Below are 20506 nucleotides of genomic sequence, written 5' to 3'. Positions count from 1 at the left end.
TACCCATCCGATGACCGAGCCGCACCGACGACCGAAGGGGCCACGATGCGTGTCGCGCTCTTCCTGACCTGCGTCAACGACACGCTGTACCCGGACACGGGCCGTGCCGTGGTGAAACTGCTGACCAGACTGGGCGTGGAGGTGGACTTCCCGGCCGCCCAGACCTGCTGCGGACAGCCGCACTACAACACCGGGTACCGCCGCGAGGCCGAGCCGCTGGCCCGGCACTACTCCGATGTCTTCGGGCCGGGGATCGCCTCCGGTGATTACGACGCAATCATCACGCCATCCGGTTCGTGCGCGGCGATGGTGCGCGAGCTGTACCCGCGCATGGGAGAACGGGCCCGTGCGGAGGGCCGCGGCGAGCGGCTCGCGGCGGTGCTGGCGCCGGTGATCCCCAAGACGTACGAGCTGACCGAGTTCCTGGTGGACGTGCTGGGTGTCACCGATGTCGGCGCCTTCTACCCGCACAAGGTGACGTACCACCCGACCTGCCACGGCCTGCGCTCGCTCGGCCTCGGCGACCGGCCCACCCAACTCCTCAAGGCAGTCAGGGGACTTGAGCTGGCGGAGCTGCCGGGGGCGGAGGAGTGCTGCGGCTTCGGCGGCACCTTCGCCGTGAAGAACTCCGACGTGTCGGCGGCGATGGGCACCGACAAGGTCCGCAACGCGGAGTCCACCGGCGCCGACACGCTCTGCGCGGCCGACAACTCGTGCCTCATGCACATCGGCGGCACGATGTCGCGTCTGAAGGTCGGCATGCGGCCGGTGCACATCGCGGAGATCCTGGCGAGCACCGAGGAGGACCCCCTGTCATGAGCGGCACATATCTCGGCATGCCCGCCTTTCCGAAGGCCGCGCACGACGCCGTCCGGAACACCACCCTGCGCGCCAATCTGCGGCACGCCACCCACACCATCCGCGACAAGCGGGCCCGGGCGGTCGCCGAACTCGACGACTGGGCGCTGCTGCGCGAGGCCGGCAAGCAGATCAAGGACCACACGCTGCGCCATCTGGAGCACTATCTGGTCCAGTTGGAGGAGTCGGTCACGGCGGCGGGCGGCACCGTCCACTGGGCCGCCGACGCCGACGAGGCCAACCGCATCGTCACGCGTCTCGTGCGCGAGACCGGAGAGTCGGAGGTCGTCAAGGTCAAGTCGATGGCCACCCAGGAGATCGGTCTCAACGAACACCTGGAGGCCGAGGGCATCCACGCCTACGAGACCGATCTCGCCGAACTGATCGTGCAGCTCGGCGACGACCGCCCCTCGCACATCCTGGTCCCGGCCATCCACCGCAACCGCGGCGAGATCCGGGACATCTTCGACAAGGAGATGGGCCGCTGGGGCCGCCCGGCGCCGGACGGGCTCACCGACACCCCGGCCGAACTCGCCGAGGCCGCCCGGCTGCACCTGCGGGAGAAGTTCCTGCGCGCCAAGGTCGGCATCTCGGGCGCCAACTTCATGGTCGCCGAGACGGGCACCCTGGTCGTGGTCGAGTCCGAGGGCAACGGCCGGATGTGCCTGACCCTGCCCGAGACGCTGATCTCGGTCGTCGGCATCGAGAAGACCGTGCCCACCTGGCGCGACCTGGAGGTCTTCCTCCAGACGCTGCCGCGCTCCTCGACGGCCGAGCGGATGAACCCGTACACGTCCATGTGGACGGGCACCACGGACGGCGACGGCCCGCAGACCTTCCACCTGGTCCTGATCGACAACGGCCGCACCGACACCCTGGCCGACGAGGTGGGCCGCCAGGCGCTGCGCTGCATCCGCTGTTCCGCCTGCCTCAACGTCTGCCCGGTCTACGAGCGGGCGGGCGGGCACGCCTACGGCTCGGTCTACCCCGGCCCCATCGGCGCGATCCTCAGCCCGCAGCTGCGCGGCACGGGGAGCGACATCGACGCCTCGCTGCCGTACGCGTCCTCGCTCTGCGGCGCCTGCTACGAGGTCTGCCCCGTCGCCATCGACATCCCGGAGGTCCTCGTCCATCTGCGCGAGCGGGTCGTGCAGGGCGGCGAGGTGACCCGGCGCGGTGCCAAGGTCACCCTCAAGCCCGCCAAGGGGCACGCGGCGGAGCGCGCCGCGATGCGTGCCGCCCGCTGGGCCTTCACCCATCCGGCGGCCCTCGCCACCGGCCAGCGCCTGGCTTCGCGCACCCGCCGCTTCCATCCCCGCACGCTCCCGGGCCCGGGACGGGCGTGGACGGCGACCCGGGATCTCCCCGAGATCCCCGCGGAGCCCTTCCGCGACTGGTGGCAGCGGACCGACGGCGGAAAGGACGCGGGCAAGTGAGCAGCAGCAGGGACGTGATCCTGGGCCGGGTCAGGCGGGCGCTCGGCGGACCCGTCGCGCCACCGACCGCGTACGACACCGACGTCGACCGCGGCTATCTGCGCGAGCACGGTGAGCGGACCGTCGAGCAGACGGTCGATCTGCTCGCGGAGAACCTGGCGGACTATCGGGCGATCGTGCACCGGTGCATGGGAGGGGAACTGGCGGAGACGCTGGCGGCGCTGCTCACCCGGCACGGGTCACAGCACGTCGTCGTGCCGTCCGGGCTCCCCGACCGCTGGGTGGCGGCCGTCGACGCGGTCCGGGTCCCCGACCAGGAGTCGGACACCCCTGCCGAACTCGACGCGGTCGACAGTGTCGTGACAAGCTGCGCCGTCGCGATCGCCGAGACCGGCACGATCGTCCTCGACGCCTCCCCCGACCAGGGCCGACGCCGGATCACCCTCGTCCCGGACCACCACATCGTGGTTGTCCGGGTCCCCGACCAGGTCGTGTCCGCCGTCCCGCAGGCCCTCGAACGGCTCGACCCGACGCGTCCCCTGACCTGGATCTCGGGACCGTCCGCGACCAGCGACATCGAGCTGGACCGGGTCGAGGGGGTGCACGGGCCGCGCACCCTGGAGGTGATCCTGGTGAGCGGGGACTGAGCGGCGCGGTTAGCGTGACTCCATGATCCGGTTCGATCAGGTCACCAAGCGGTACGCGGACGGCACGACGGCGGTGGACGGCCTCTCCTTCGAGGTCGCCGAGGGCGAACTGGTCACGCTCGTCGGGCCGTCCGGCTGCGGCAAGACCACGACGATGATGATGGTCAACCGGCTCATCGAGCCGACGTCGGGCCGCATCTACGTCGACGGCGAGGACATCGCGACGGTCGACCCGGTGAAGCTGCGCCGCCGCATCGGCTACGTCATCCAGCAGGTCGGCCTCTTCCCGCACCGCACGATCCTCGACAACACGGCGACCGTCCCCGCCCTGATCGGCTGGAAGAAGGCCAAGGCGCGGGCGCGCGCCGCCGAGCTGCTCGACCTGGTGGGCCTCGACCCGTCGACGTACGGCGACCGCTACCCGGAGCAGCTCTCCGGCGGTCAGCGGCAACGGGTGGGCGTCGCCCGCGCGCTCGCGGCCGATCCGCCGGTCCTCCTCATGGACGAACCGTTCGGCGCGGTCGACCCGGTCGTGCGCGAACAGTTGCAGGACGAGTTCCTGCGGATGCAGGCCGCGGTGCGCAAGACGGTCCTTCTCGTCACGCACGACATCGAGGAGGCGGTCCGGCTCGGCGACCGGATCGCGGTGTACGGGCAGGGGCGCATCGAGCAGTTCGACACCCCGGGCGCGGTCCTGGGCACCCCTGCGACGCCGTACGTGGCCGAGTTCGTCGGCGCGGACCGCGGTCTGAAGCGGCTGTCGGTGACCCGGATCGAGCCGGACGACCTGGAGCAGCCGGCGGTGGCCCGGCTCGACGAGTCCGCGGACCGGGCGGCCGCCCGGATGCGGGAGTCGGGCGCGCGCTGGGCGGTCGTCCTGGACGCCCAGGGAGATCTGCACGGCTGGGTCGGGCTCGACGAGGCGGCGCTGGCCGGGCAGGACGGCCGGGTCACCGATCTCGCGCACCGGATGAACGCCTGGGTTCCGGTGGGCGCCCCGCTCAAGCAGGCGTTCGGCGTGATGCTCCAGCACGACGCGGGCTGGGTCGCGGTGCTCGACGGCTCCCGTTTCCTCGGGGTGCTGACCCCGGCGAAGCTGCACGAGGCGCTGCGCCGGTCGGTCGACGCCGACGCGCAGGGGATCGGGCGGGACGAGGTGACGTTCGACTCGGTCGCGGACGCGTGATCCTTTCGGACTGACCACGACTGACCCCGACTGGCCAGGACTGGCCACGACTGACCCCGGCCGACCACGGCCGACCCCGGGTAACTCTCACCCTAGACCTCAGCTTGACGCTTGCTTCCGTGGCGGGCTGCCGGGCGGGCGCCGCGCCGGTTCATGGAGATCAGGTTCTCGTCGTGCACGGTGTTGGCGATCGTCCGGTCGGGCCGGTAGCCGGCCAGTTCGGGCACGGGTCCTGTGCCGGTGATCTCCCGGGCGGCGAGCCGGCCGAGGACCGGGGCCAGGGTGACGCCGCTGTGCGACACCAGGTGGTACAGGCCGGGCGCCCCGGGCGCCTCTCCCACCAGGGGCAGCCCGTCCAGGGGTACGGGTCTGATCCCGATCCGGGCGTCGGCGATCCGCGCGCCCGCGACCCCGGGGACGATGTCGCGGGCGCGCCGGTGCAGTTCCTGCGGGAGGCCGTCAGCGGCCCCTCGCAGCCGCGCGTCGACTTCCCAGGACAGCGCGAGCACCCCGCCGTCGGCGGTGGGCCGCAGGTCGAGACCCGGCACGGAGAGGATCGCGGTGAGCGGCTGCCCGGACAGCGGCCCGCTCGTCGCGATCAGGCCCGGAACCTGTCGCAGGGGCAGCCGCGCCCCGGCGAGGGCGGCGACACGGTCGGCGCCGGGGCCCGCGCAGTTGACGACGGTGTCGGCGTGCCAGGTGCGCGCGCCCGCCCGAACGCCCGTGACCCGCTCCCCGTCGCGCAACAGGCCGGCCACCGGCGCCCCGTAGTGCGTCTCGACGGTTCCGCGGCGGGCGGCGGCGAGGAGCGCGCGCACGAACCGGGGCGCGTCGAACCAGGCGCATCCGCTGTGCACGACGATCTCGTCGGCGGGACAGGCGGCCGGGTCGACGGCGGGGGCTAGATCGCGCAGCGCGGAGGCGGGCGCGAGCCGGCAGTCGTGGCCCCACTCCCGGGCCCGTCCCGTCCTCTCGCGCAGGGCCCGCTGCCCGTCCTCGTCGTCCGCCCACTGCACGAGCGGCAGCGGATGCCGCCAGCGGGGGCCGCCGATCTCCTCGGCGAGCCGCAGGTGCCCTTCGGATCCCTGCCGGTTCAGCCGGTAGTACGCGTACGGGGTCTTGAGGTGGGTGACGTCGGCGGCGAAGGTCGCGCCGGAGGTTCCGGCCGCGGGCCCCGGCGCCCCCTCCACGAGGACGACGTGGGCGCCCGCGCGGGCGAGGTGGTACGTGACGCAGGCGCCGAGCACGCCCGCGCCGACGACAACGACTCGGTTCATCGGTGTCCCCCGTTTTCCGGTGCTCGAGGAGGGGCGGGTGGCCGTTCCGCATGCCCCGATCCGGCCACCGCACACCCGCCTGATACCGGTTTACTTCAACAGTCTCTTGTCTTCCAGATAGGTGCGCGCGACGTCTTCGGGCAGTCGCCGCCAGCTGTCGACCTGCTGGTTGAGGGAGGCCAGGTCGTCCGTCGTGAGCACGGAGTTGAGGGCGCCGAGCGCCTTGGCGACCTTGTCGCTGCCCGCCCGGGACCGGTTGACGACGGGAACGATGTAGTCGGCGTTCTGGAGGTGCCTGTCGTCCTTGAGGAGGACGAGCCCGAAGTCGGTGAGCGTGGCGTCGGTGCTGGTGGTCAGCACCATCTGGTCCTGTCCGTTCTGCACGGCCTGCTTGGACTGGGTGGTGCCGACGCCCTTGGGGTCGATGCCGGTGATGTCGATGCCGTAGACGCTCTTCAGCCCCGGTTCGCAGTACGGGCGTTGCACGCACTCGTCACCGGCGGCGAGCCGCACCTTGAGTCCGGAGGCGCCCAGGTCGCTGAGCGTCTTGAGGTCGTGCTCCTTCGCGTACGCGGCGGTGACGGCGAAGGCGTTCTGGTCGACGGCCCGGCCCGGGTCGAGGACCATGAGGCCGCGGGGCGCGGCGAGGGTGCGCAGGGCTTTCATCGTGGCGTCGAGGTCGGGCGAGCCGACGGGCTTCGCGTCGGCGCCGTTGGTCTTGGCGTTGAGCCAGTCGGCGAAGGTCGCGGCGTACTCCGGGACGACGTCGATCTGCCCCGATTCGAGAGCGGGTTCGTAGAGCTCTCGGTTGGCGACGGACAGGATCTCCGTCCCGTACCCGGCGTTCTTCAGCAGCAGGGAGTACATGTTGGCCAGCAGGTCGCTCTCGGTGAACCCGGCCGACCCGATCACGAGATGGCTGCTGTCCCCCGGCGGCGCGGTCACCTCCCCCTGGCTCTCCAGGGAGGGCCCGCCGCCGCACCCGGCGAGCAGCGCCACCCCCACCACCAGCGCGACGCACCACCGCGGCCGCCTCATCCGACCCTCCCCCGCGTCCAGGCCGGAGCGAGCCGTTCGGCGACCTCGAACAGCCCCTCGACGATCAGCGCGAACCCGGCGACGAGCACCGCGCCCGCCACCACCTGCGGGGTGCTGGCGAGGTTGAACCCGGCGGTGATGATCCGCCCGAGCCCGCCGCCGCCCGCGAGGGCGGCGATGGTCGCGGTGGCGACGAGCTGCACGGCGGCGATCCGCACCCCGTTCATGATCATCGGGAGGGCGAGGGGCACCTCCACCTTCCACAGCATCTGCGGCCCGGTCATGCCCATGCCCCGGGCGGCCCGTACGACGCCGCGGTCCACGCCGCGCATGCCCACGTACGCGTTGGTGAGCAGCGGCGGTACGGCGAACAGGACCAGGGCGACGACGGTCGGGCCCTCTCCGTACCGGCCGAGCGGAGTGAGTAGGAGCAGGACGAGGACGGCAAACGTGGGCACGGCCCGCCCCACGTTGGAGATGTTGACGGCGAGCGCCCCGCCCTTCCCGAGGTGCCCGAGGACGAGCGCGACGGGCAGCGCGATGAGACAGCTCACGACCAGACACACCAGGGTGAGCAGCAGATGTTGCTGTAGCCGGTGCCAGATGCCGTCGTCGCCCGACCAGTGGGACGGGTCGGCGAGCCAGTTCCAGGCGTCGGTGAGGGTCTTCACGCGGATCCCGCCCTCGTCCAGGGGGTGAGCAGCCGTCCGATCCAGAGCAGCAGCAGATCGGCGACGACGGCGATGACGACGCACAGCACGGACGCGGTCAGCACCTGCGCCTTGAAGTACGTGTTCATCCCGGAGTAGATGAGGTTCCCGAGCCCGCCGTAGCCGACGATGGCGCCGACGGTCACCAGGGACACGGCCGACACGGTGGCGATGCGCAGACCGGCCAGGGCGGCGGGCAGCGCGAGCGGCAGTTCGACGGTGAGCAGCATCCGGACGGGGCCGTATCCCATGCCCCGGGCGGCCTGCCGGGTCTCCTCGGGGACGGCTCGGAGTCCGGCGAGGATGTTCCGGACGAGCAGCGTCAGGGAGTACAGCACGAGCCCGGCGACGACGAGGGTCGCGGACAGCCCGTAGGCGGGCAGCAGCAGCGAGAACATGGCCAGCGACGGAATCGTGTACAGCACGGTCGTCAGGGCGAGCACGGGCCCGGCGGCCCAGCCCCAGCGCCGGGCGACGACGGCCAGCGGAACGGCGATGACCAGCGCGATCGCCACGGCCACGGCGGTGATCTGCAGATGCTGGAGCACGGCGTCGACAAGGATGTGGCGGCGCGTGCTGACGTACTCCCCGCAGATCCATTCGTTGCGGGCGAGACAGTCGTCCGGCGGGGCATCGGACACCGCGGTCGCCGCCGGCACTGCGATCACGAAGGGCACTCGACCATTCCAGTGGCCCGGGCCGGACTCGGCGCGCTGGGATGGCCCGTACGGGCCATGCGGCGTCCGGTGGGGCGGTTTCCGGCCGCCCGACTGACGCGGCACGGGAGCGGGGCTAGGTTGTCGGGCATGAGCAATCTTGATCGCGAGGCGGTTCCCTCGGTGTGCGGCGGCCGCGGCTTCGTCGTCGCGGAACCGGTCCGCGAACTCCTCAGCCCACGGCACGTGAAGCTGGGCGAGTCCACCGAGGTACGCCGACTGCTGCCGAACCTGGGCCGCCGGATGGTCGGGGCCTGGGCGTTCGTCGACCACTACGGCCCGGACGACATCGCCGACGAGCCCGGCATGCAGGTCCCGCCGCATCCGCACATGGGGCTGCAGACCGTCTCGTGGCTGCACGAGGGCGAGGTGTTGCACCGCGACTCGACCGGCAGCCTCCAGACGATCCGCCCCCGCGAGCTGGGCCTGATGACGTCGGGCCGCGCGATCTCCCACTCGGAGGAGTCACCGGCCTCCCACGCCCGCTTCCTGCACGGCGCCCAGCTGTGGGTCGCCCTCCCCGACTCCCACCGCCACACGGACCCGCACTTCGAGCACCACGCGTCCCTCCCGACGGCGACGGCCCCCGGCCTCACCGCGACGGTCGTCCTGGGCTCCCTCGACGGTTCGGTCTCCCCCGGCACGACGTACACCCCGCTCGTCGGAGCGGACCTGTCCCTCTCCGACGGCGCCGACGTCCGCGTCCCCCTGGAGCCGGACTTCGAGTACGCCGTCCTGTCGATGTCGGGCGAGACCCACGTCGACGGCGTCCCCCTCCTCCCCGGCTCGATGCTCTACCTCGGCTGCGGCCGCACCGAACTCCCGGTCCGGGCCGCGTCGGACGCGGGCCTGATGCTGCTGGGCGGGGAGCCGTTCGAGGAGGAGTTGGTGATGTGGTGGAACTTCATCGGCCGCAACCAGGACGAGATCACGCAGGCGCGGGAGGACTGGATGAGCGGGTCGCGGTTCGGGGAGGTGAAGGGGTACGACGGGGGACGGTTGGATGCGCCTGGGCTGCCGGCTGTTCCGCTCAAGCCCCGGGGGCGAGTGCGCTGAACGGTCTGTCCGCACGCTGAAGGCTCCACACATCTTGGTGACCGGCCGTTCCCTGCTCCGCCTCCGCCGAATTGCCCAGCGCCGTCGGCCCGAGCGCCCGCGCCACCGGCAGGACCCCCGCAGCGTGTGAGGCGGCGGGCATCCTGACGACCCGTCGGCCCTTCGCACATGGACCAGACCTTTCGTGTCTGGTACATCTGACCTCGTTGTCATGCATCCGCCGTCCGCGCGGATGAGCGCCCGCGCGTGCGGGCGGACGGGGGACTGGGGGGACGGATGATGACGTATCGGCGTGCGCTTGTGCCGGCGATCTTCGGAGCGCTGTTGCTGGCGGGGCTGTTGTGGTGGGCGGGAGCAAGTGCCCACGCCCTCGGTCTGCCGGGCGCCGCGCGGTTCTTCGGGCCCGACGAAGTGGCTCGGCTGAGAGCGTGGACGACTCCGTGGTCGACCGACTCGGTGGCGTCGGGCCAGTTCACCGATCCCGCCGGCGCGCCCGGCCGGGGTGCGGACTACGCGGCTCTGCGGGAGACCGCCGTGCGGGTGCGGTACGTCGCGCTCGTCCTGTTCTTCGCGTGCGGTGCGGTGCCGCTGCTGCGGCGGCTTTCGGGCAACGGCGCCGGGCGCGCGGCGGTCGCCGTGGCGGCGCTGTGGGGCTGGGGCATCGTCGCGGCGGTGCTCGCCGTGACGGTGTCGGCGCCCTGGATGGTCGCGTCCGGCGGCTCCGCCTCGTTCCGGCTGCTGCCCAGGCTCGCGAGCGAGATGGCCCAGGGCCGCGAAGTGCCGGTGGGCGCGGCCCTGGTCGCCGCCGCGGCCGCGGTCGGGCTCACGGCCCTGCTGAAGCGTGGGGCGACGGCGTCGCCGAGGCCGGACGCCTCGACCGACGCCCCGGACGCGGCCATCGCCCGGCTCGCCGCCACCCTGGGCACCGCCGTGGTCGCCTTCTCCCTCGTCGTGCTCTCCAACGACCGGGTGGCGGGACACGTCCAGACCGGATTCACGGGCGCCGGGCGGCTGTCCGAGCCGAGTGATCTGCTGCGGCAGTGGATCCAGCTCGGCGCCTGGACCATGCCGACGGGCTCCGGCCTCGGACGATGGGTGCTGTACCGGCTCGGCGACGTGGTGCTGCTCGCCCTCGTCTGGTGGGGTCTGCGCCTCCTGCCCGCACTGCTCGACCATGTCACCTTTCCCGCGTACACCCTCGGCGCCGTCGCCGCCACGACTCTGGGCGTGGTGCTGAACGGACTGTGGAGCTCGCTCCTCTCCTACCAGGCCAGCACCGGCGGGCCGTTGCTCTACTACACGTCCGTGGGGGCCGGAGTGTCGGCGGCGATCGTCTTCGGCACTCTCGCCGGCTGCGCGGGCGCCCTGACGCTGCGGCTACGGACCCGCACACGCCCGTCCACCCCGCCCTCACCCCAGGCCCAGCCGGCCTGACGGCGCTCAACGCAAGCTGCCGGAACGTTATCGGCGCGTGCAGGTCAGGGGCATCGGCATTCGCCCGCTGTGGTCCCCCACGCCCCACGTCCCCGGAACCCAGACCGATAGCTTCCTGCGGTGAGCGAGCAACTGCCCAGTGGCGGCTTCGAGCTGGCACCCGGTGACATCGAAGCCCTCCACGCCCGGTGGTCTTCTTGCTGGACCCCGAGTGAGGTTGCGCAGCGGCTGGCCGGGATCGGCACACCCTGGTGCGTGGCCGCGGGCTGGGCGCTGGACCTTTTCCGCGGCAGGCGGACACGCGCGCACGGGGACATCGAGATCGCGGTTCCGGCCGCGAGCTTTCCCGAGGTCCGCCAGCGCTTCCCCGGCTACGTCTTCGACGGGGCAGGCAGTGGCAGGATCTGGGAAGACGCCGCACCGGAGGTGCTGGCCGCCGTACATCAGACGTGGCTCCGCGATCCAGCCACCGGCGACTACCTGCTCGACGTGTTCCGCGAGCCGCACGACGGCGACACCTGGATCTGCCGACGTGACAGGAGGATCCGGCTTCCCTACAGCGAGATCATCCACCACACCAAAGACGGCATCCCTTATCTGACGCCCGAACTGGTCCTGCTGTTCAAGGCCAAGTCCACCCGCCGAAAAGATCAGTCAGACTTCGACGCGACCGTCCCGCACATGTCCATGGCTCAGCGCGAGACCCTGGCAGAGCTGCTCGACCTCGTACACCCGGGGCATCACTGGATGGCAGATCTGTAGCCGGAGCGGAGCAGCGCCTTTTCGAGGTGCGCGGTGTCGACGTCTCGGATGGCGGTGGCGAGTGACCTCCGAGCGGATCCGGCACCCCCGGTAGCGTGTCCATCTGCCGCATGGGGTGCCATGGGTCCGGCCTGCCCGTGCGGAGGGCAGTCGGTGGAGAGTGATGAGGGTGCGATGAGTGGACTGACGAAGCCCGTGGTCGACGTTCCGGAGGGCGACCCGCCGGGCGAATTGACCATCCGGGATCTCGTCGTCGGGGACGGGGCCGAGGTGAGGTCGGGCATGGTGGTCAGGGTTCACTACGTCGGGGTGACCTTCGCGTCCGGGAAGGAGTTCGATGCCTCCTGGGACCGGGGGGAGCCGTTCAAGTTCGCCCTGGGCGGTGGCCGGGTCATCAAGGGCTGGGACCGGGGAGTGAAGGGGATGAAGGTCGGCGGCCGACGCGAGATCATCGTTCCTCCGCGTCTCGGCTACGGCAATCAGTCGCCGTCCCCCCTGATCCCGGCGGGCTCGACCCTCGTCTTCGTGGTGGACCTGCTCGACTCGTACTCCAGCACCTCCGGGTGGAGCAACGCCTGACGGCCTGCCCTGCGCCATGTGGCGTCGGCCGGGCCCCGCCGGCGGCAGTGCCTCAGCTCCCCGGACGTCATGCTCCCGTGGTGGAAGCGGCGGTATCCGAGGCCGCGCTCAGTTCCCTGGCCCGGTCCACGAAGCCCTGGTACAGATCCTGCGCCGCCTGCGGCACCGAGTCGCCCTTGCGGCGCTGGAGCATCAGCAGCACGCGTGTGGAGTCGTCCGCGATCGGCCGGTAGGTGATCCGGCCGAGGCGCTCCAGGGGATCACCGATCACGCTGAAATCCGGCAGGACCGTGGCACCGAGCCCCTCGGCGACCATCAGCTTGCCCATCTCGGCGCCGTCGGTGGAGTACGCGAAGGCCGGGGTACGGCCCGCCAGGAGCCGGTGCACGAAACGGTGCATGACATAACCGGAGCGCATCGCGACCAGAGGTTCACGGAGCAGCTCGTCCGCCGTGATCGCCGGGCGGGAGGCAAGCGGGCTGCCGGGGTGTACGCAGACGACCGGCCGGCCGCGCAGAAGCCGGGCGGTCTCCAGGCCGGCGGACACGTCGTCGCCGTCCAGGTGGTTGACGAGACCGAGGTCGAAGCCGCCTTCGGACAGGGCGCGTTGGATCTCGGTCTGCTGCGCCCCGACCACCTCGACCTGGGTGACGGGATGCGTGGCGCGGAAGTCCCGCACCACCGGTACGAGCAGCGGTACGGTCGCCGCGTTCACCGTGCCGACCCGGACCATGCGGCTGATCCGGTGCTGCTCACCGGCGGCGGCCCGGAGCCGGTCCAGCGCCTCCAGGACGTTCATGATGTGCGGTAGCAGTTCCCGGCCCTGCGCGCTCATCGTCGATCCGGACCGCTTGCGCTCCAGGAGGTCGACGCCCAGTTCCCGTTCCAGGTTCCGGACGGTCTCGCTCAACGCGGGCTGCGACAGACGCAGTTCGTCGGCCGCCCGGCGCAGCGAACCGAGCCGGGTGACCGCCGCGATGTATTCCAGTTGTTCGGTCCGCATCCCAGCAGAATGTGGGGTGATTTCTGGGCCGTGCAAGGGTTTCCCTGTCACAGGCTCGTGAAATTCAATGGTCCACGATACGAAACCGGTCGGGTTCTCCTTGACGGTTCTCGTGGACCGCTGCCAGCATCGAGTCCATGAAGAAGCGACTGGATCTCACGCGGCGACGCCACGTCGACCTCGCTCGCGTCTCCAGCGCCTCCTGTCGCACGTACGGCTCCGCGGCCTGATTCTCTGATCCGCCGCGCTTTCCCGGCGCCCGCACCCGTCACCGTCACGCACGGGGTGCCGCGCTGTCCGCACACCGCCTGAATCCGGCTTCCGTGCCGGCCTGCCGAATTCGGCGTGTGTGAAATTCCGAGCGTTCCGCGACAGGAGTTCCGTATGCCTGCCCCTCTCCAATTCGCCTATTGGGTTCCCAATGTCAGTGGCGGCCTGGTCACCAGCAAAATCGAGCAGCGCACCGACTGGGGATACGACTACAACCGCGAACTCGCCGTCCTCGCCGAGAACAACGGGTTCGACTACGCCCTCAGCCAGGTCCGCTACATGGCCAGTTACGGCGCCGAGTTCCAGCACGAGTCGACCAGTTTCAGCCTCGCCCTGCTGCTGGCCACCGAACGGCTGAAGGTCATCGCCGCCGTGCATCCCGGCCTGTGGCACCCCGGTGTCCTCGCCAAACTCGGCGCCACCGCGGACCATCTCTCCAAGGGCCGGTTCGCGGTCAACGTCGTCAGCGGCTGGTTCAAGGGCGAGTTCACCGCCCTGGGCGAGCCCTGGCTGGAGCACGACGAGCGGTACCGCCGCTCCGAGGAGTTCATCCGCGCGCTCCGGCAGATCTGGACCGAGGACCACACCGAACTCGCCGGTGACTTCTACCGGCTGCGCGACTTCTCCCTCAAGCCCAAGCCGCTGAACACGCCGGAGCGTCCGCATCCGGAGATCTTCCAGGGCGGCAACTCCACGGCCGCCCGCGCCATGGCCGGGCGGGTCTCCGACTGGTACTTCTCCAACGGCAAGGACTTCGCCGGGGTCACCGAGCAGATCGACGACGTCCGCAAGGCCGCCGCCGAAGCGGGCCGCAGGGCGCCGAAGTTCGGCCTCAACGGTTTTCTCATCGCCCGTGACACGGAGGCCGAGGCCCGCGAGACCCTGCGCGAGATCGTCGCCCAGGCCGACACCGAGGCCGTCGAGGGCTTCGGCGACGCGGTCAAGCAGGCCGGCCGGTCGGCCGCCGACGGCAAGGGCATGTGGCAGGACTCCTCCTTCGAGGACCTGGTCCAGTACAACGACGGATTCCGTACCGGACTCATCGGCACCCCCGAGCAGATCGCCGAGCGGATCGTCGCCTACAAGAAGCTCGGCGTCGATCTGTTCCTCCTCGGCTTCCTGCACTACCACGAGGAAGTCGAGTACTTCGGCCGTCGGGTCCTGCCCCTGGTGCGCGAGCTGGAGTCCCAACTCCCGGACAGCGAGGACGAGTCCGCGCCCGTCTCCGTCTGACCGTCCCCCCCCACCTTCCGCAGCGCACCCCACCGCGAAAGAGGTCCTTCACCATGAGCACCGTCCCGTCCGTCGACTGGCAGGCCCGCCCCGCCCCGCGGTCCGCCGAGGAGTGGATCGCCCGCGCCGCCGAGGTCGCCACCGTTCTCGCCACCGACGCCGCCGCCCGCGATCGCGCGGCCGCCACCCCGTACGCCGAGGTCCGGCTCCTGAAGGACTCGGGGCTGGTCACTCTGCTCGGCCCCACCGAGCACGGTGGCGCGGGCCAGGACTGGACGACCGCGTACCGGGTGGTCCGCGAGGTCTCCAAGGCCGACGGTTCCATCGGCCAGCTCCTCGGCTACCACTACCTGTGGAACTGGGCCGCACGCCTGGTGGGCACCCGCGAACAATGGGAGCACGTGGAGGCCGAGGCCGCCAGGAACCGCTGGTTCTTCGGCGGGGCCGTCAATCCGCGCGACGCGGACGTCGTCGTGACCGAGGACGGCGACGACCTGGTCTTCACCGGCCGCAAGACCTTCTCCACCGGCAGCAGGATCTCGGACGTCACCGTCCTCGAGGGCGTCCTCGAAGGCACCGAGCAGCACGTCTTCGCGATCGTGCCCTCGGACAGCGCCGGGCTGACCTTCCACGACGACTGGGACAACATCGGCCAGCGGCTCACCGAGAGCGGCGGCGTCAGCCTCGACCGGGTCCGCGCCCCGTGGTCCTCCGCGGCCGGTTACGTCGACAAGACGTTCCGGCCACGGGTCTACAACACCCTCAACGTCCCCACCATCCAGCTGGTCTTCGTCAGCTTCTACCTCGGCATCGCGGCCGGCGCGCTGCAGACGGCCGCCACGTACACACGCGAGAAGACGCGGCCCTGGCTGCACGGCGGCCATGAGCGGGCGGTCGACGAGCCGTACGTCATCGACGTCTACGGCGATCTCACCGCGAAGCTGTGGGCGGTCGAGGCCTTGGCCGACGCCGTCGCCGCGGAGGGCCAAGCGCTGCACGACGACCCCGACGCGGTCACCGAGCGGACGCGCGGCGACTTCGAGGTGCGGGTGGCGGCGGTCAAAGCTCGGGCCACCGACGTCGCCCTGGAGATCTCCAGCCGCATCTTCGAGGTCACCGGTGCCCGCTCCACCGCCGCCGCCGAGGGCCTGGACCGGTTCTGGCGGAACGTGCGCACCCACACCCTGCACGACCCGGTCTCGTACAAGCGCCGCGAGGTCGGCCGCTGGGTCCTGAGCGGCGAACTGCCCGAACCCACCTGGTACTCCTGACCGCGCTCCCGGGGCGCCTGCCCGCGCGGGAGGCGCCCCGGCCATCCGAAAGGGCACTCATGGCCACCGTCCTGTCCGTCTCCGGCAGCCCCTCCGCCTCCTCCCGCACGGGGAAGCTGCTGCGTCACCTCGATGCGCGTCTCACAGCCCAGGGCCACGAGGTGATCCCGCTCGACGTCCGCAGCCTTCCCGCCGACGCGCTGCTCGGCGCCGACTTCCGGCATCCCGCGATCGTCGAGGCCACCGAACTCTTCGCGCGCGCCGACGGCGTCGTCATCGGAACCCCCGTCTACAAGGCCTCCTTCTCCGGCGTCCTCAAGGCACTCCTCGACCTGCTCCCTCAGTACGCGCTCACCGGCAAGACGGTGCTCCCGCTGGCCACCGGCGGCACCACGGCCCACGTACTGGCCATCGACTACGCCCTGCGCCCGGTGCTCAGTTCGATGGGCGCCGGCCACATCGTCCAGGGCTGGTTCACGCTCGACAAGGACCTCACCGCCCACGAGGACGGTTCACTGACCGTGGCACCGGCCGCGAGCGAGGCCCTGACGCAGGTGCTCGACCAGTTCTCGGCGGCCCTCGGCCGTACGCCGCTGCTGGCCGTGGCGGGCTGATCCATGGCCGCCCACGTCATCGCCGACGACGCGGAGGCTCTCGCGGTCGCCGCGTCGCTCGCCGAGGAGTTCCGTGCGGGCGCCTCCACGCGGGACGTCGAACGCCGCTTGCCGCGCGCGGAGTTGGACCGCCTGTCCGCGTCCGGTCTGCTCGCCGTCACCGTGCCCGCCGCACACGGCGGAGCCGACGTCTCGGCCCGGACCCTCAGCGAGATCTTCCGGCTGCTGGCCACCGCGGACGCCAGCCTGGCCCAGATCCCGCAGAGCCACTTCGCGTACGTCAACGTGATACGACGTCAGGGAAGCGAGGAGCAGAGGAAGTTCTTCTTCACCGAGCTGTTGTCAGGGGCGCGCTTCGGCAACGCCCAGTCGGAGGCGGGCACCAAGCACGTCCAGGACATCCGCACCCGCCTGGAACCGCGGCCCGACGGCTCGTACGACCTGACCGGGGTCAAGCACTACTCCACCGGCGCCCTGTTCGCCCACTGGATCCCGGTCCTGGCCCGCGCGGACGACGACGCCTTGCACGTGGCCTACGTGCCGCATGACGCGCCGGGCCTCAACGTCGTCGACGACTGGGACGGCCTGGGCCAGCGGACGACCGCCAGCGGCACCGTCCGCCTGGAGGGCGTACGGGTACCGGCCGACCGAGTCCTGCCGCACCATCTCACCTTCCGAGGACCGCAACTCCACGGCGCAGTGGCCCAGTTGTTGCACGCGGCGATCGACACCGGTATCGCCGCGGGCGCCCTCGCGGAGGCCGTCCTCTTTGTGCGGACCAAGAGCCGCCCCTGGTTCGAGAGCGGCGTCGACACGGCGGCCGAGGACCCTCTGCTGGTCCAGCAGTTCGGTGAACTGGCCGTCCAGGTACGGGCGTCGGAGGCGCTGCTGGGTGACGCCGCGCGGGCCGTGGACGCCGCCCGCGCCGACCTCACCGACGATTCGGCGGCCGAGGCGTCGATCGCCGTTGCCGCCGCCAAGGTGGTGGCCGCCCGCACCGCGGTCGAGGTGGCCGGCGCCCTCTTCGAGGTGTCCGGGACCCGCTCGGCGCTCAACTCCCTGAATCTGCACCGGCACTGGCGCGACGCCCGTACCCACACCCTGCACGACCCGGTCCGCTGGAAGGTCCAGCACATCGGGCGCTACGTACTCAACGACATCCGGCCGCCGCGGCACGGCCTGCTCTGACGGGCTGTGCCGCCGACCGGTCAGACGCCGGATCTTCCTGAACGGAGACACCACGTGTCCCTCACCTTCCACTGGTTCCTTCCCACGAACGGCGACAGCCGCCATGTCGTCGGCGGCGGTCACGGCACGCCGGCGACCGCCAGCGGCCGGGACCGGCCACCGACGGTCGCCTACCTCAGCCAGATCGCCCGCGCCGCGGAGGACCTGGGCTTCGTGGGCGCGCTCACCCCCACCGGTGCCTGGTGCGAGGACGCGTGGCTGACCACGGCGATGGTCGCCCAGCACACCGAACGGCTGAAGTTCCTGGTCGCGTTCCGTCCCGGCTTCGTCTCCCCCACGCTCGCCGCGCAGATGGCCTCCACTTTCCAGCGGCAGACGGGCGGCCGGCTCCTGCTCAACGTGGTCACGGGAGGCGAGAGCCACGAGCAGCGCGCCTACGGCGACTTCCTCGACAAGGACGCCCGCTACCGCCGCACCGGAGAGTTCCTGGAGATCGTCCGGGGCCTGTGGGAGGACAAGACGGTGGACCTCAGCGGCGAGCATCTCAGCGTCGAGGGCGCGAAACTGGCGCGGACGCCGGATCCGGTCCCCGAGATCTACTTCGGCGGTTCCTCACCGATCGCGGGCGAGATCGCGGCCCGGCACGTCGACGTGTACCTCACCTGGGGCGAGCCCCCGGCGCAGGTCGCCGAGAAGATCACCCGGATCCGGGAGCTCGCCGCGCTGCACGGGCGTACGGTGCGGTTCGGCATCCGGCTGCACGTCATCACGCGCGACACGGCCGAGCAGGCGTGGGCCGAGGCGAACCGGCTGCTGGCCGGCTTCGACGAGCAGACCGTGGCGGCGGTCCAGGCGGGACTCGCCCGCAGCGAATCCGAGGGACAGCGGCGGATGCTCGCCCTGCACCACGGTGGTGACCGGCGCGGCCTGGAGATCCACCCCAATCTCTGGGCAGGGATCGGGCTGGTGCGCGGCGGCGCGGGCACCGCCCTCGTCGGCAGCCACGCGGAGGTCGCCGAGCGGATCAAGGAGTACGCCGCTCTGGGCATCGAGGAGTTCGTCCTCTCCGGCTATCCACACCTGGAGGAGGCCTACTGGTTCGGCGAAGGAGTGCTGCCCCTGCTGGCCGCGGAGGGCGCTTGGCAGCATCCGTTCGACAGGAGCGCTCCTACGACGGCCCACGTACCGTTCGCGGCTGCTGCCGGCCCCGCCCGCAGGTAACCCGACGCGCCGGCGTTGTCCGGCGCGCAGGCTCGCGTCCCCACGCGCGCTGGAGCCGCGCGGCTTCGGCGGTCAGCTCACCCCGTAGATGCGGGCGAACCTGTTCGCCGGGGCCGCCGACCCGCTGTGCCGTTCGAGGAAATAGGCGCGGGCCATGGACTTCATCTGCGGCCCGTCCACGTACACGATCCACCTGTTCGACGGCGGATCGAACCGCGCCGCCTCGACCGCCGCGTCGAGCCCCTCCTCGGGGACGCACCGCAGGCTCTCCCCCAGCGCGATGAACCGCTTCAGGACATCGAGTTCGGAGCGGTGCAGGGCCACTTTCTGCAAGCCGGGCTCGGGCGGCGCGACGGCCGGCGGCGAAGAACGCCTGTGGGCGTACTGCAGCACGTCCCAGCCGTCCGCGGTGAGCCGCACCGCCCACAACGCGGGCCGACCCGCCCTCGCCGCCAACTCCGCCAGCTCTTCGGCAGAGGCCTCGCTCAGCAGTCCGAGCCGGACCGCAGGACCCGCGGTACGCGCGTCCACCCCCTGGCCGGTGCTCACCCAACCGTCTTGTCCGCCTTGCATGTCCGCGACGCGCTGCAACAGCGCGATGTGCCCGCCTGACCGCCCCACCCGTGACCTCCCCAGCCCTGGCGATGGCGCGACGCTAGCCCGCCACGGCGGCCACTGGGGCTGGTTTTGCCGGACTCCCCTCGAATAGGGAAAGGACACGAACACGCTGTACGCGCGTTCGACGACCGTCGACAGGCGGGGTGGGTCGGCGAGTTGCGACAGGGCTGTCACAAGCTTCGAAGATCACTTGACCTTTCCCCAGGGGGCGAGCCGACAGTGTCCCTGTCGATCGCATGAGCGGGCTGTCCGTGCTCGCTGATCAGCAACGAAGAGGGGGGTCGGATGACCGCGGCCTGCGTCATTCTCGACATCGGTGGCGTACTGGAGATCACGCCGGACACCGGGTGGGTGGAACGGTGGGAAGAGCGGCTGAAGCTGCCACTGGGCACTGTCCACGACCGGATGCGCGACGTATGGCGAGCCGGAAGCGTCGGAAGCATCAGCGAGCGCGAGGTCCACGAGCAGGTGGCCGCCCGTTTGGGGCTCGACGCCTCCCAGAGTGAAGCCTTCATGGCCGACCTCTGGGCGGAGTACCTGGGGACGCCGAACGAGGACCTCATCGACTACGTGCGAGGACTGCGGGGACGCTGCAGGCTGGGCATCCTGAGCAACAGTTTCGTCGGCGCCCGGGAGCGGGAGACCGCCCTGTATCACTTCGACGCATTGGTGGAGCAGATCGTCTACTCCCACGAACTCGGCATCGAGAAGCCAGATCCGCGCGCCTTCGAGGCCGCATGCGCCGCCCTGGACGTGCGGCCCGCGAACTGTCTGTTCATCGACGATGCCGCCCCCAATGTCGAGGCCGCCCGGGCGGCGGGCATGCAGGCTCACCTGTTCGAGGACAACGCGCGGACCATCGCGCGCATCGAGGCTCACTTGGAAGCCGTGCCCCCTTGTTCCTCCTGACGCCGCCGGTGCGTTGTCAGGTCGTGGCGTCCCAGAGTCCGTCGGTCTTGCCGCGGGCGAGGTGGTCGGCGTAGACGCCGACCTTCCAGGTGATGACGGACCGGCACTCCTCCAGCGCCTGGATCTGGGCGTCGACGCGCTGCCGGTGGGCTTCGAGGAGGTGCAGGCGTTCCGCCTCGTTGCCGGGACCGTGCCGCACCAGCTCGGCGAACTGCCTGAGGTCGGCCAGCGGCATGCCGGATTCCCTCAACTTGACGCAGATCAGCAGCCAGTCGACGTCGAGCGAGGTGTAACGCCGCCGGCCTCCGGATGTGCGCCGGACCGGGCCGACGAGCAGGCCCTCGCGCTCGTAGAAGCGCAGGGCATGGACGCTGAGTCCGGTCCGCTCGGCCACGTCCCCGATGCTCAGCGGCTCTGCGGGAGTCCCGGTGGTTGCCATGCGGCACAGCATAGGACTTGATCTAGACCTCGCTCTAGATC

Annotated in this window: 22 protein-coding genes; 15 read left to right on the top strand and 7 right to left on the bottom strand. The window is 71.2% G+C overall.

From position 1 onward, the window contains the following. Positions 1-45 precede the first annotated feature (45 nt). The 4 genes from K377_RS32290 to K377_RS32275 are packed head-to-tail and all read left to right on the top strand — an operon-like array spanning position 46 to position 4127. Positions 46-819, top strand: a complete 774-nt coding sequence (locus K377_RS32290) for a (Fe-S)-binding protein (protein ID WP_111667139.1) — start codon at positions 46-48, stop codon at positions 817-819. Next, positions 816-2294: a lactate utilization protein B gene (locus K377_RS32285; protein ID WP_111667138.1), complete on the top strand. Its 1479-nt coding sequence runs from the start codon at positions 816-818 to the stop codon at positions 2292-2294. The genes K377_RS32290 and K377_RS32285 overlap by 4 nt, the downstream gene beginning before the upstream one ends. Then, positions 2291-2941: an LUD domain-containing protein gene (locus K377_RS32280; protein ID WP_258395205.1), complete on the top strand. Its 651-nt coding sequence runs from the start codon at positions 2291-2293 to the stop codon at positions 2939-2941. The genes K377_RS32285 and K377_RS32280 overlap by 4 nt, the downstream gene beginning before the upstream one ends. Positions 2942-2963: 22 nt before the next feature. Further along, positions 2964-4127 carry an ABC transporter ATP-binding protein gene (locus tag K377_RS32275; protein WP_111667137.1) on the top strand — a complete coding sequence of 388 codons (1164 nt, stop codon included), beginning with the start codon at positions 2964-2966 and terminating at the stop codon, positions 4125-4127. A gap of 92 nt (positions 4128-4219) precedes the next feature. Here the strand turns inward: K377_RS32275 and K377_RS32270 are convergent, their stop codons facing one another. The 4 genes from K377_RS32270 to K377_RS32255 form a co-directional block, all read right to left on the bottom strand. Beyond that, positions 4220-5404 carry an FAD-binding oxidoreductase gene (locus tag K377_RS32270; protein WP_111667136.1) on the bottom strand — a complete coding sequence of 395 codons (1185 nt, stop codon included), beginning with the start codon at positions 5402-5404 and terminating at the stop codon, positions 4220-4222. A gap of 90 nt (positions 5405-5494) precedes the next feature. Beyond that, on the bottom strand, positions 5495-6442 hold the full coding sequence (locus K377_RS32265; protein WP_111667135.1) for an ABC transporter substrate-binding protein: 948 nt from the start codon (positions 6440-6442) through the stop codon (positions 5495-5497). Beyond that, complete coding sequence (locus K377_RS32260; RefSeq protein WP_111667134.1) at positions 6439-7113, bottom strand: ABC transporter permease; 675 nt, start codon at positions 7111-7113, stop codon at positions 6439-6441. The genes K377_RS32265 and K377_RS32260 overlap by 4 nt, the downstream gene beginning before the upstream one ends. Beyond that, complete coding sequence (locus K377_RS32255) at positions 7110-7793, bottom strand: ABC transporter permease (RefSeq protein WP_111667245.1); 684 nt, start codon at positions 7791-7793, stop codon at positions 7110-7112. Before K377_RS32255 ends, K377_RS32260 begins: the two co-directional genes overlap by 4 nt. A gap of 165 nt (positions 7794-7958) precedes the next feature. On the opposite strand from K377_RS32255, the gene K377_RS32250 reads away from it, so the two are divergent. From K377_RS32250 to K377_RS32235, 4 genes are all read left to right on the top strand, one after another. Beyond that, on the top strand, positions 7959-8924 hold the full coding sequence (locus K377_RS32250) for a pirin family protein (RefSeq protein ID WP_111667133.1): 966 nt from the start codon (positions 7959-7961) through the stop codon (positions 8922-8924). Between the two features lie 279 nt (positions 8925-9203). Further along, positions 9204-10358, top strand: a complete 1155-nt coding sequence (locus tag K377_RS32245; protein WP_111667244.1) for a hypothetical protein — start codon at positions 9204-9206, stop codon at positions 10356-10358. A gap of 120 nt (positions 10359-10478) precedes the next feature. Next, positions 10479-11120, top strand: coding sequence for a nucleotidyltransferase domain-containing protein (locus K377_RS32240; RefSeq protein ID WP_111667132.1), 642 nt, complete (start codon positions 10479-10481; stop codon positions 11118-11120). A gap of 174 nt (positions 11121-11294) precedes the next feature. After that, positions 11295-11699, top strand: coding sequence for an FKBP-type peptidyl-prolyl cis-trans isomerase (locus K377_RS32235; protein ID WP_111667131.1), 405 nt, complete (start codon positions 11295-11297; stop codon positions 11697-11699). A 67-nt stretch (positions 11700-11766) separates the two neighbouring features. Here K377_RS32235 and K377_RS32230 read toward each other — a convergent pair whose 3' ends face one another. After that, a complete protein-coding gene (locus K377_RS32230; protein ID WP_111667130.1) occupies positions 11767-12702 on the bottom strand; it encodes a LysR family transcriptional regulator in 936 nt (311 codons plus the stop codon). Positions 12703-12839: 137 nt separating this feature from the next. Here K377_RS32230 and K377_RS42895 point away from each other — a divergent pair, with 137 nt between their 5' ends. From K377_RS42895 to K377_RS32205, 6 genes are all read left to right on the top strand, one after another. Next, complete coding sequence (locus K377_RS42895; protein ID WP_371873965.1) at positions 12840-12932, top strand: putative leader peptide; 93 nt, start codon at positions 12840-12842, stop codon at positions 12930-12932. A 154-nt stretch (positions 12933-13086) separates the two neighbouring features. Next, a complete protein-coding gene (gene sfnG, locus K377_RS32225; RefSeq protein ID WP_111667129.1) occupies positions 13087-14205 on the top strand; it encodes a dimethylsulfone monooxygenase SfnG in 1119 nt (372 codons plus the stop codon). Between the two features lie 53 nt (positions 14206-14258). Further along, entirely contained in the window at positions 14259-15476 is a 1218-nt protein-coding gene (locus K377_RS32220) for an acyl-CoA dehydrogenase family protein (protein ID WP_111667128.1), read from the top strand. A 59-nt stretch (positions 15477-15535) separates the two neighbouring features. Beyond that, positions 15536-16090: an NADPH-dependent FMN reductase gene (gene ssuE, locus K377_RS32215; protein ID WP_111667127.1), complete on the top strand. Its 555-nt coding sequence runs from the start codon at positions 15536-15538 to the stop codon at positions 16088-16090. 3 nt (positions 16091-16093) lie between these two features. After that, positions 16094-17278, top strand: coding sequence for an SfnB family sulfur acquisition oxidoreductase (locus K377_RS32210; RefSeq protein ID WP_111667126.1), 1185 nt, complete (start codon positions 16094-16096; stop codon positions 17276-17278). Positions 17279-17332: 54 nt separating this feature from the next. Beyond that, positions 17333-18499 (top strand): LLM class flavin-dependent oxidoreductase, encoded by a 1167-nt coding sequence (locus tag K377_RS32205; protein ID WP_111667125.1) that lies wholly within the window; start codon positions 17333-17335, stop codon positions 18497-18499. A 72-nt stretch (positions 18500-18571) separates the two neighbouring features. Here the strand turns inward: K377_RS32205 and K377_RS32200 are convergent, their stop codons facing one another. Beyond that, a complete protein-coding gene (locus tag K377_RS32200; protein ID WP_146614795.1) occupies positions 18572-19048 on the bottom strand; it encodes a DUF6417 family protein in 477 nt (158 codons plus the stop codon). A 354-nt stretch (positions 19049-19402) separates the two neighbouring features. Between K377_RS32200 and K377_RS32195 the strand changes: the two genes are divergently transcribed. Next, positions 19403-20026 carry an HAD family phosphatase gene (locus K377_RS32195; RefSeq protein WP_111667123.1) on the top strand — a complete coding sequence of 208 codons (624 nt, stop codon included), beginning with the start codon at positions 19403-19405 and terminating at the stop codon, positions 20024-20026. Positions 20027-20042: 16 nt separating this feature from the next. On the opposite strand, the gene K377_RS32190 is transcribed toward K377_RS32195, so the two are convergent. Then, a complete protein-coding gene (locus tag K377_RS32190) occupies positions 20043-20465 on the bottom strand; it encodes a MerR family transcriptional regulator (RefSeq protein ID WP_111667243.1) in 423 nt (140 codons plus the stop codon). Between the last annotated feature and the right edge of the window lie 41 nt (positions 20466-20506).

The organism is Streptomyces sp. PsTaAH-137 (genome assembly GCF_003259365.1).
In the GTDB taxonomy this organism is placed as follows: domain Bacteria; phylum Actinomycetota; class Actinomycetes; order Streptomycetales; family Streptomycetaceae; genus Streptomyces.
This window is presented reverse-complemented; position numbering and strand designations above follow the sequence as displayed.

Bases quoted from the DNA above. Each gene is read 5' to 3' on its own strand.
- K377_RS32245 (WP_111667244.1), top strand. From the start codon at position 9,204: ATGACGTATCGGCGTGCGCTTGTGCCGGCGATCTTCGGAGCGCTGTTG.
- K377_RS32230 (WP_111667130.1), bottom strand. From the start codon at position 12,702: ATGCGGACCGAACAACTGGAATACATCGCGGCGGTCACCCGGCTCGGT.
- K377_RS32195 (WP_111667123.1), top strand. From the start codon at position 19,403: ATGACCGCGGCCTGCGTCATTCTCGACATCGGTGGCGTACTGGAGATC.
- K377_RS32270 (WP_111667136.1), bottom strand. From the start codon at position 5,404: ATGAACCGAGTCGTTGTCGTCGGCGCGGGCGTGCTCGGCGCCTGCGTC.
- K377_RS32265 (WP_111667135.1), bottom strand. From the start codon at position 6,442: ATGAGGCGGCCGCGGTGGTGCGTCGCGCTGGTGGTGGGGGTGGCGCTG.
- K377_RS32210 (WP_111667126.1), top strand. From the start codon at position 16,094: ATGGCCGCCCACGTCATCGCCGACGACGCGGAGGCTCTCGCGGTCGCC.
- sfnG (WP_111667129.1), top strand. From the start codon at position 13,087: ATGCCTGCCCCTCTCCAATTCGCCTATTGGGTTCCCAATGTCAGTGGC.
- K377_RS32275 (WP_111667137.1), top strand. From the start codon at position 2,964: ATGATCCGGTTCGATCAGGTCACCAAGCGGTACGCGGACGGCACGACG.
- K377_RS32290 (WP_111667139.1), top strand. From the start codon at position 46: ATGCGTGTCGCGCTCTTCCTGACCTGCGTCAACGACACGCTGTACCCG.
- K377_RS32220 (WP_111667128.1), top strand. From the start codon at position 14,259: ATGAGCACCGTCCCGTCCGTCGACTGGCAGGCCCGCCCCGCCCCGCGG.
- ssuE (WP_111667127.1), top strand. From the start codon at position 15,536: ATGGCCACCGTCCTGTCCGTCTCCGGCAGCCCCTCCGCCTCCTCCCGC.
- K377_RS32285 (WP_111667138.1), top strand. From the start codon at position 816: ATGAGCGGCACATATCTCGGCATGCCCGCCTTTCCGAAGGCCGCGCAC.
- K377_RS32235 (WP_111667131.1), top strand. From the start codon at position 11,295: ATGAGTGGACTGACGAAGCCCGTGGTCGACGTTCCGGAGGGCGACCCG.
- K377_RS42895 (WP_371873965.1), top strand. From the start codon at position 12,840: ATGAAGAAGCGACTGGATCTCACGCGGCGACGCCACGTCGACCTCGCT.
- K377_RS32190 (WP_111667243.1), bottom strand. From the start codon at position 20,465: ATGGCAACCACCGGGACTCCCGCAGAGCCGCTGAGCATCGGGGACGTG.
- K377_RS32250 (WP_111667133.1), top strand. From the start codon at position 7,959: ATGAGCAATCTTGATCGCGAGGCGGTTCCCTCGGTGTGCGGCGGCCGC.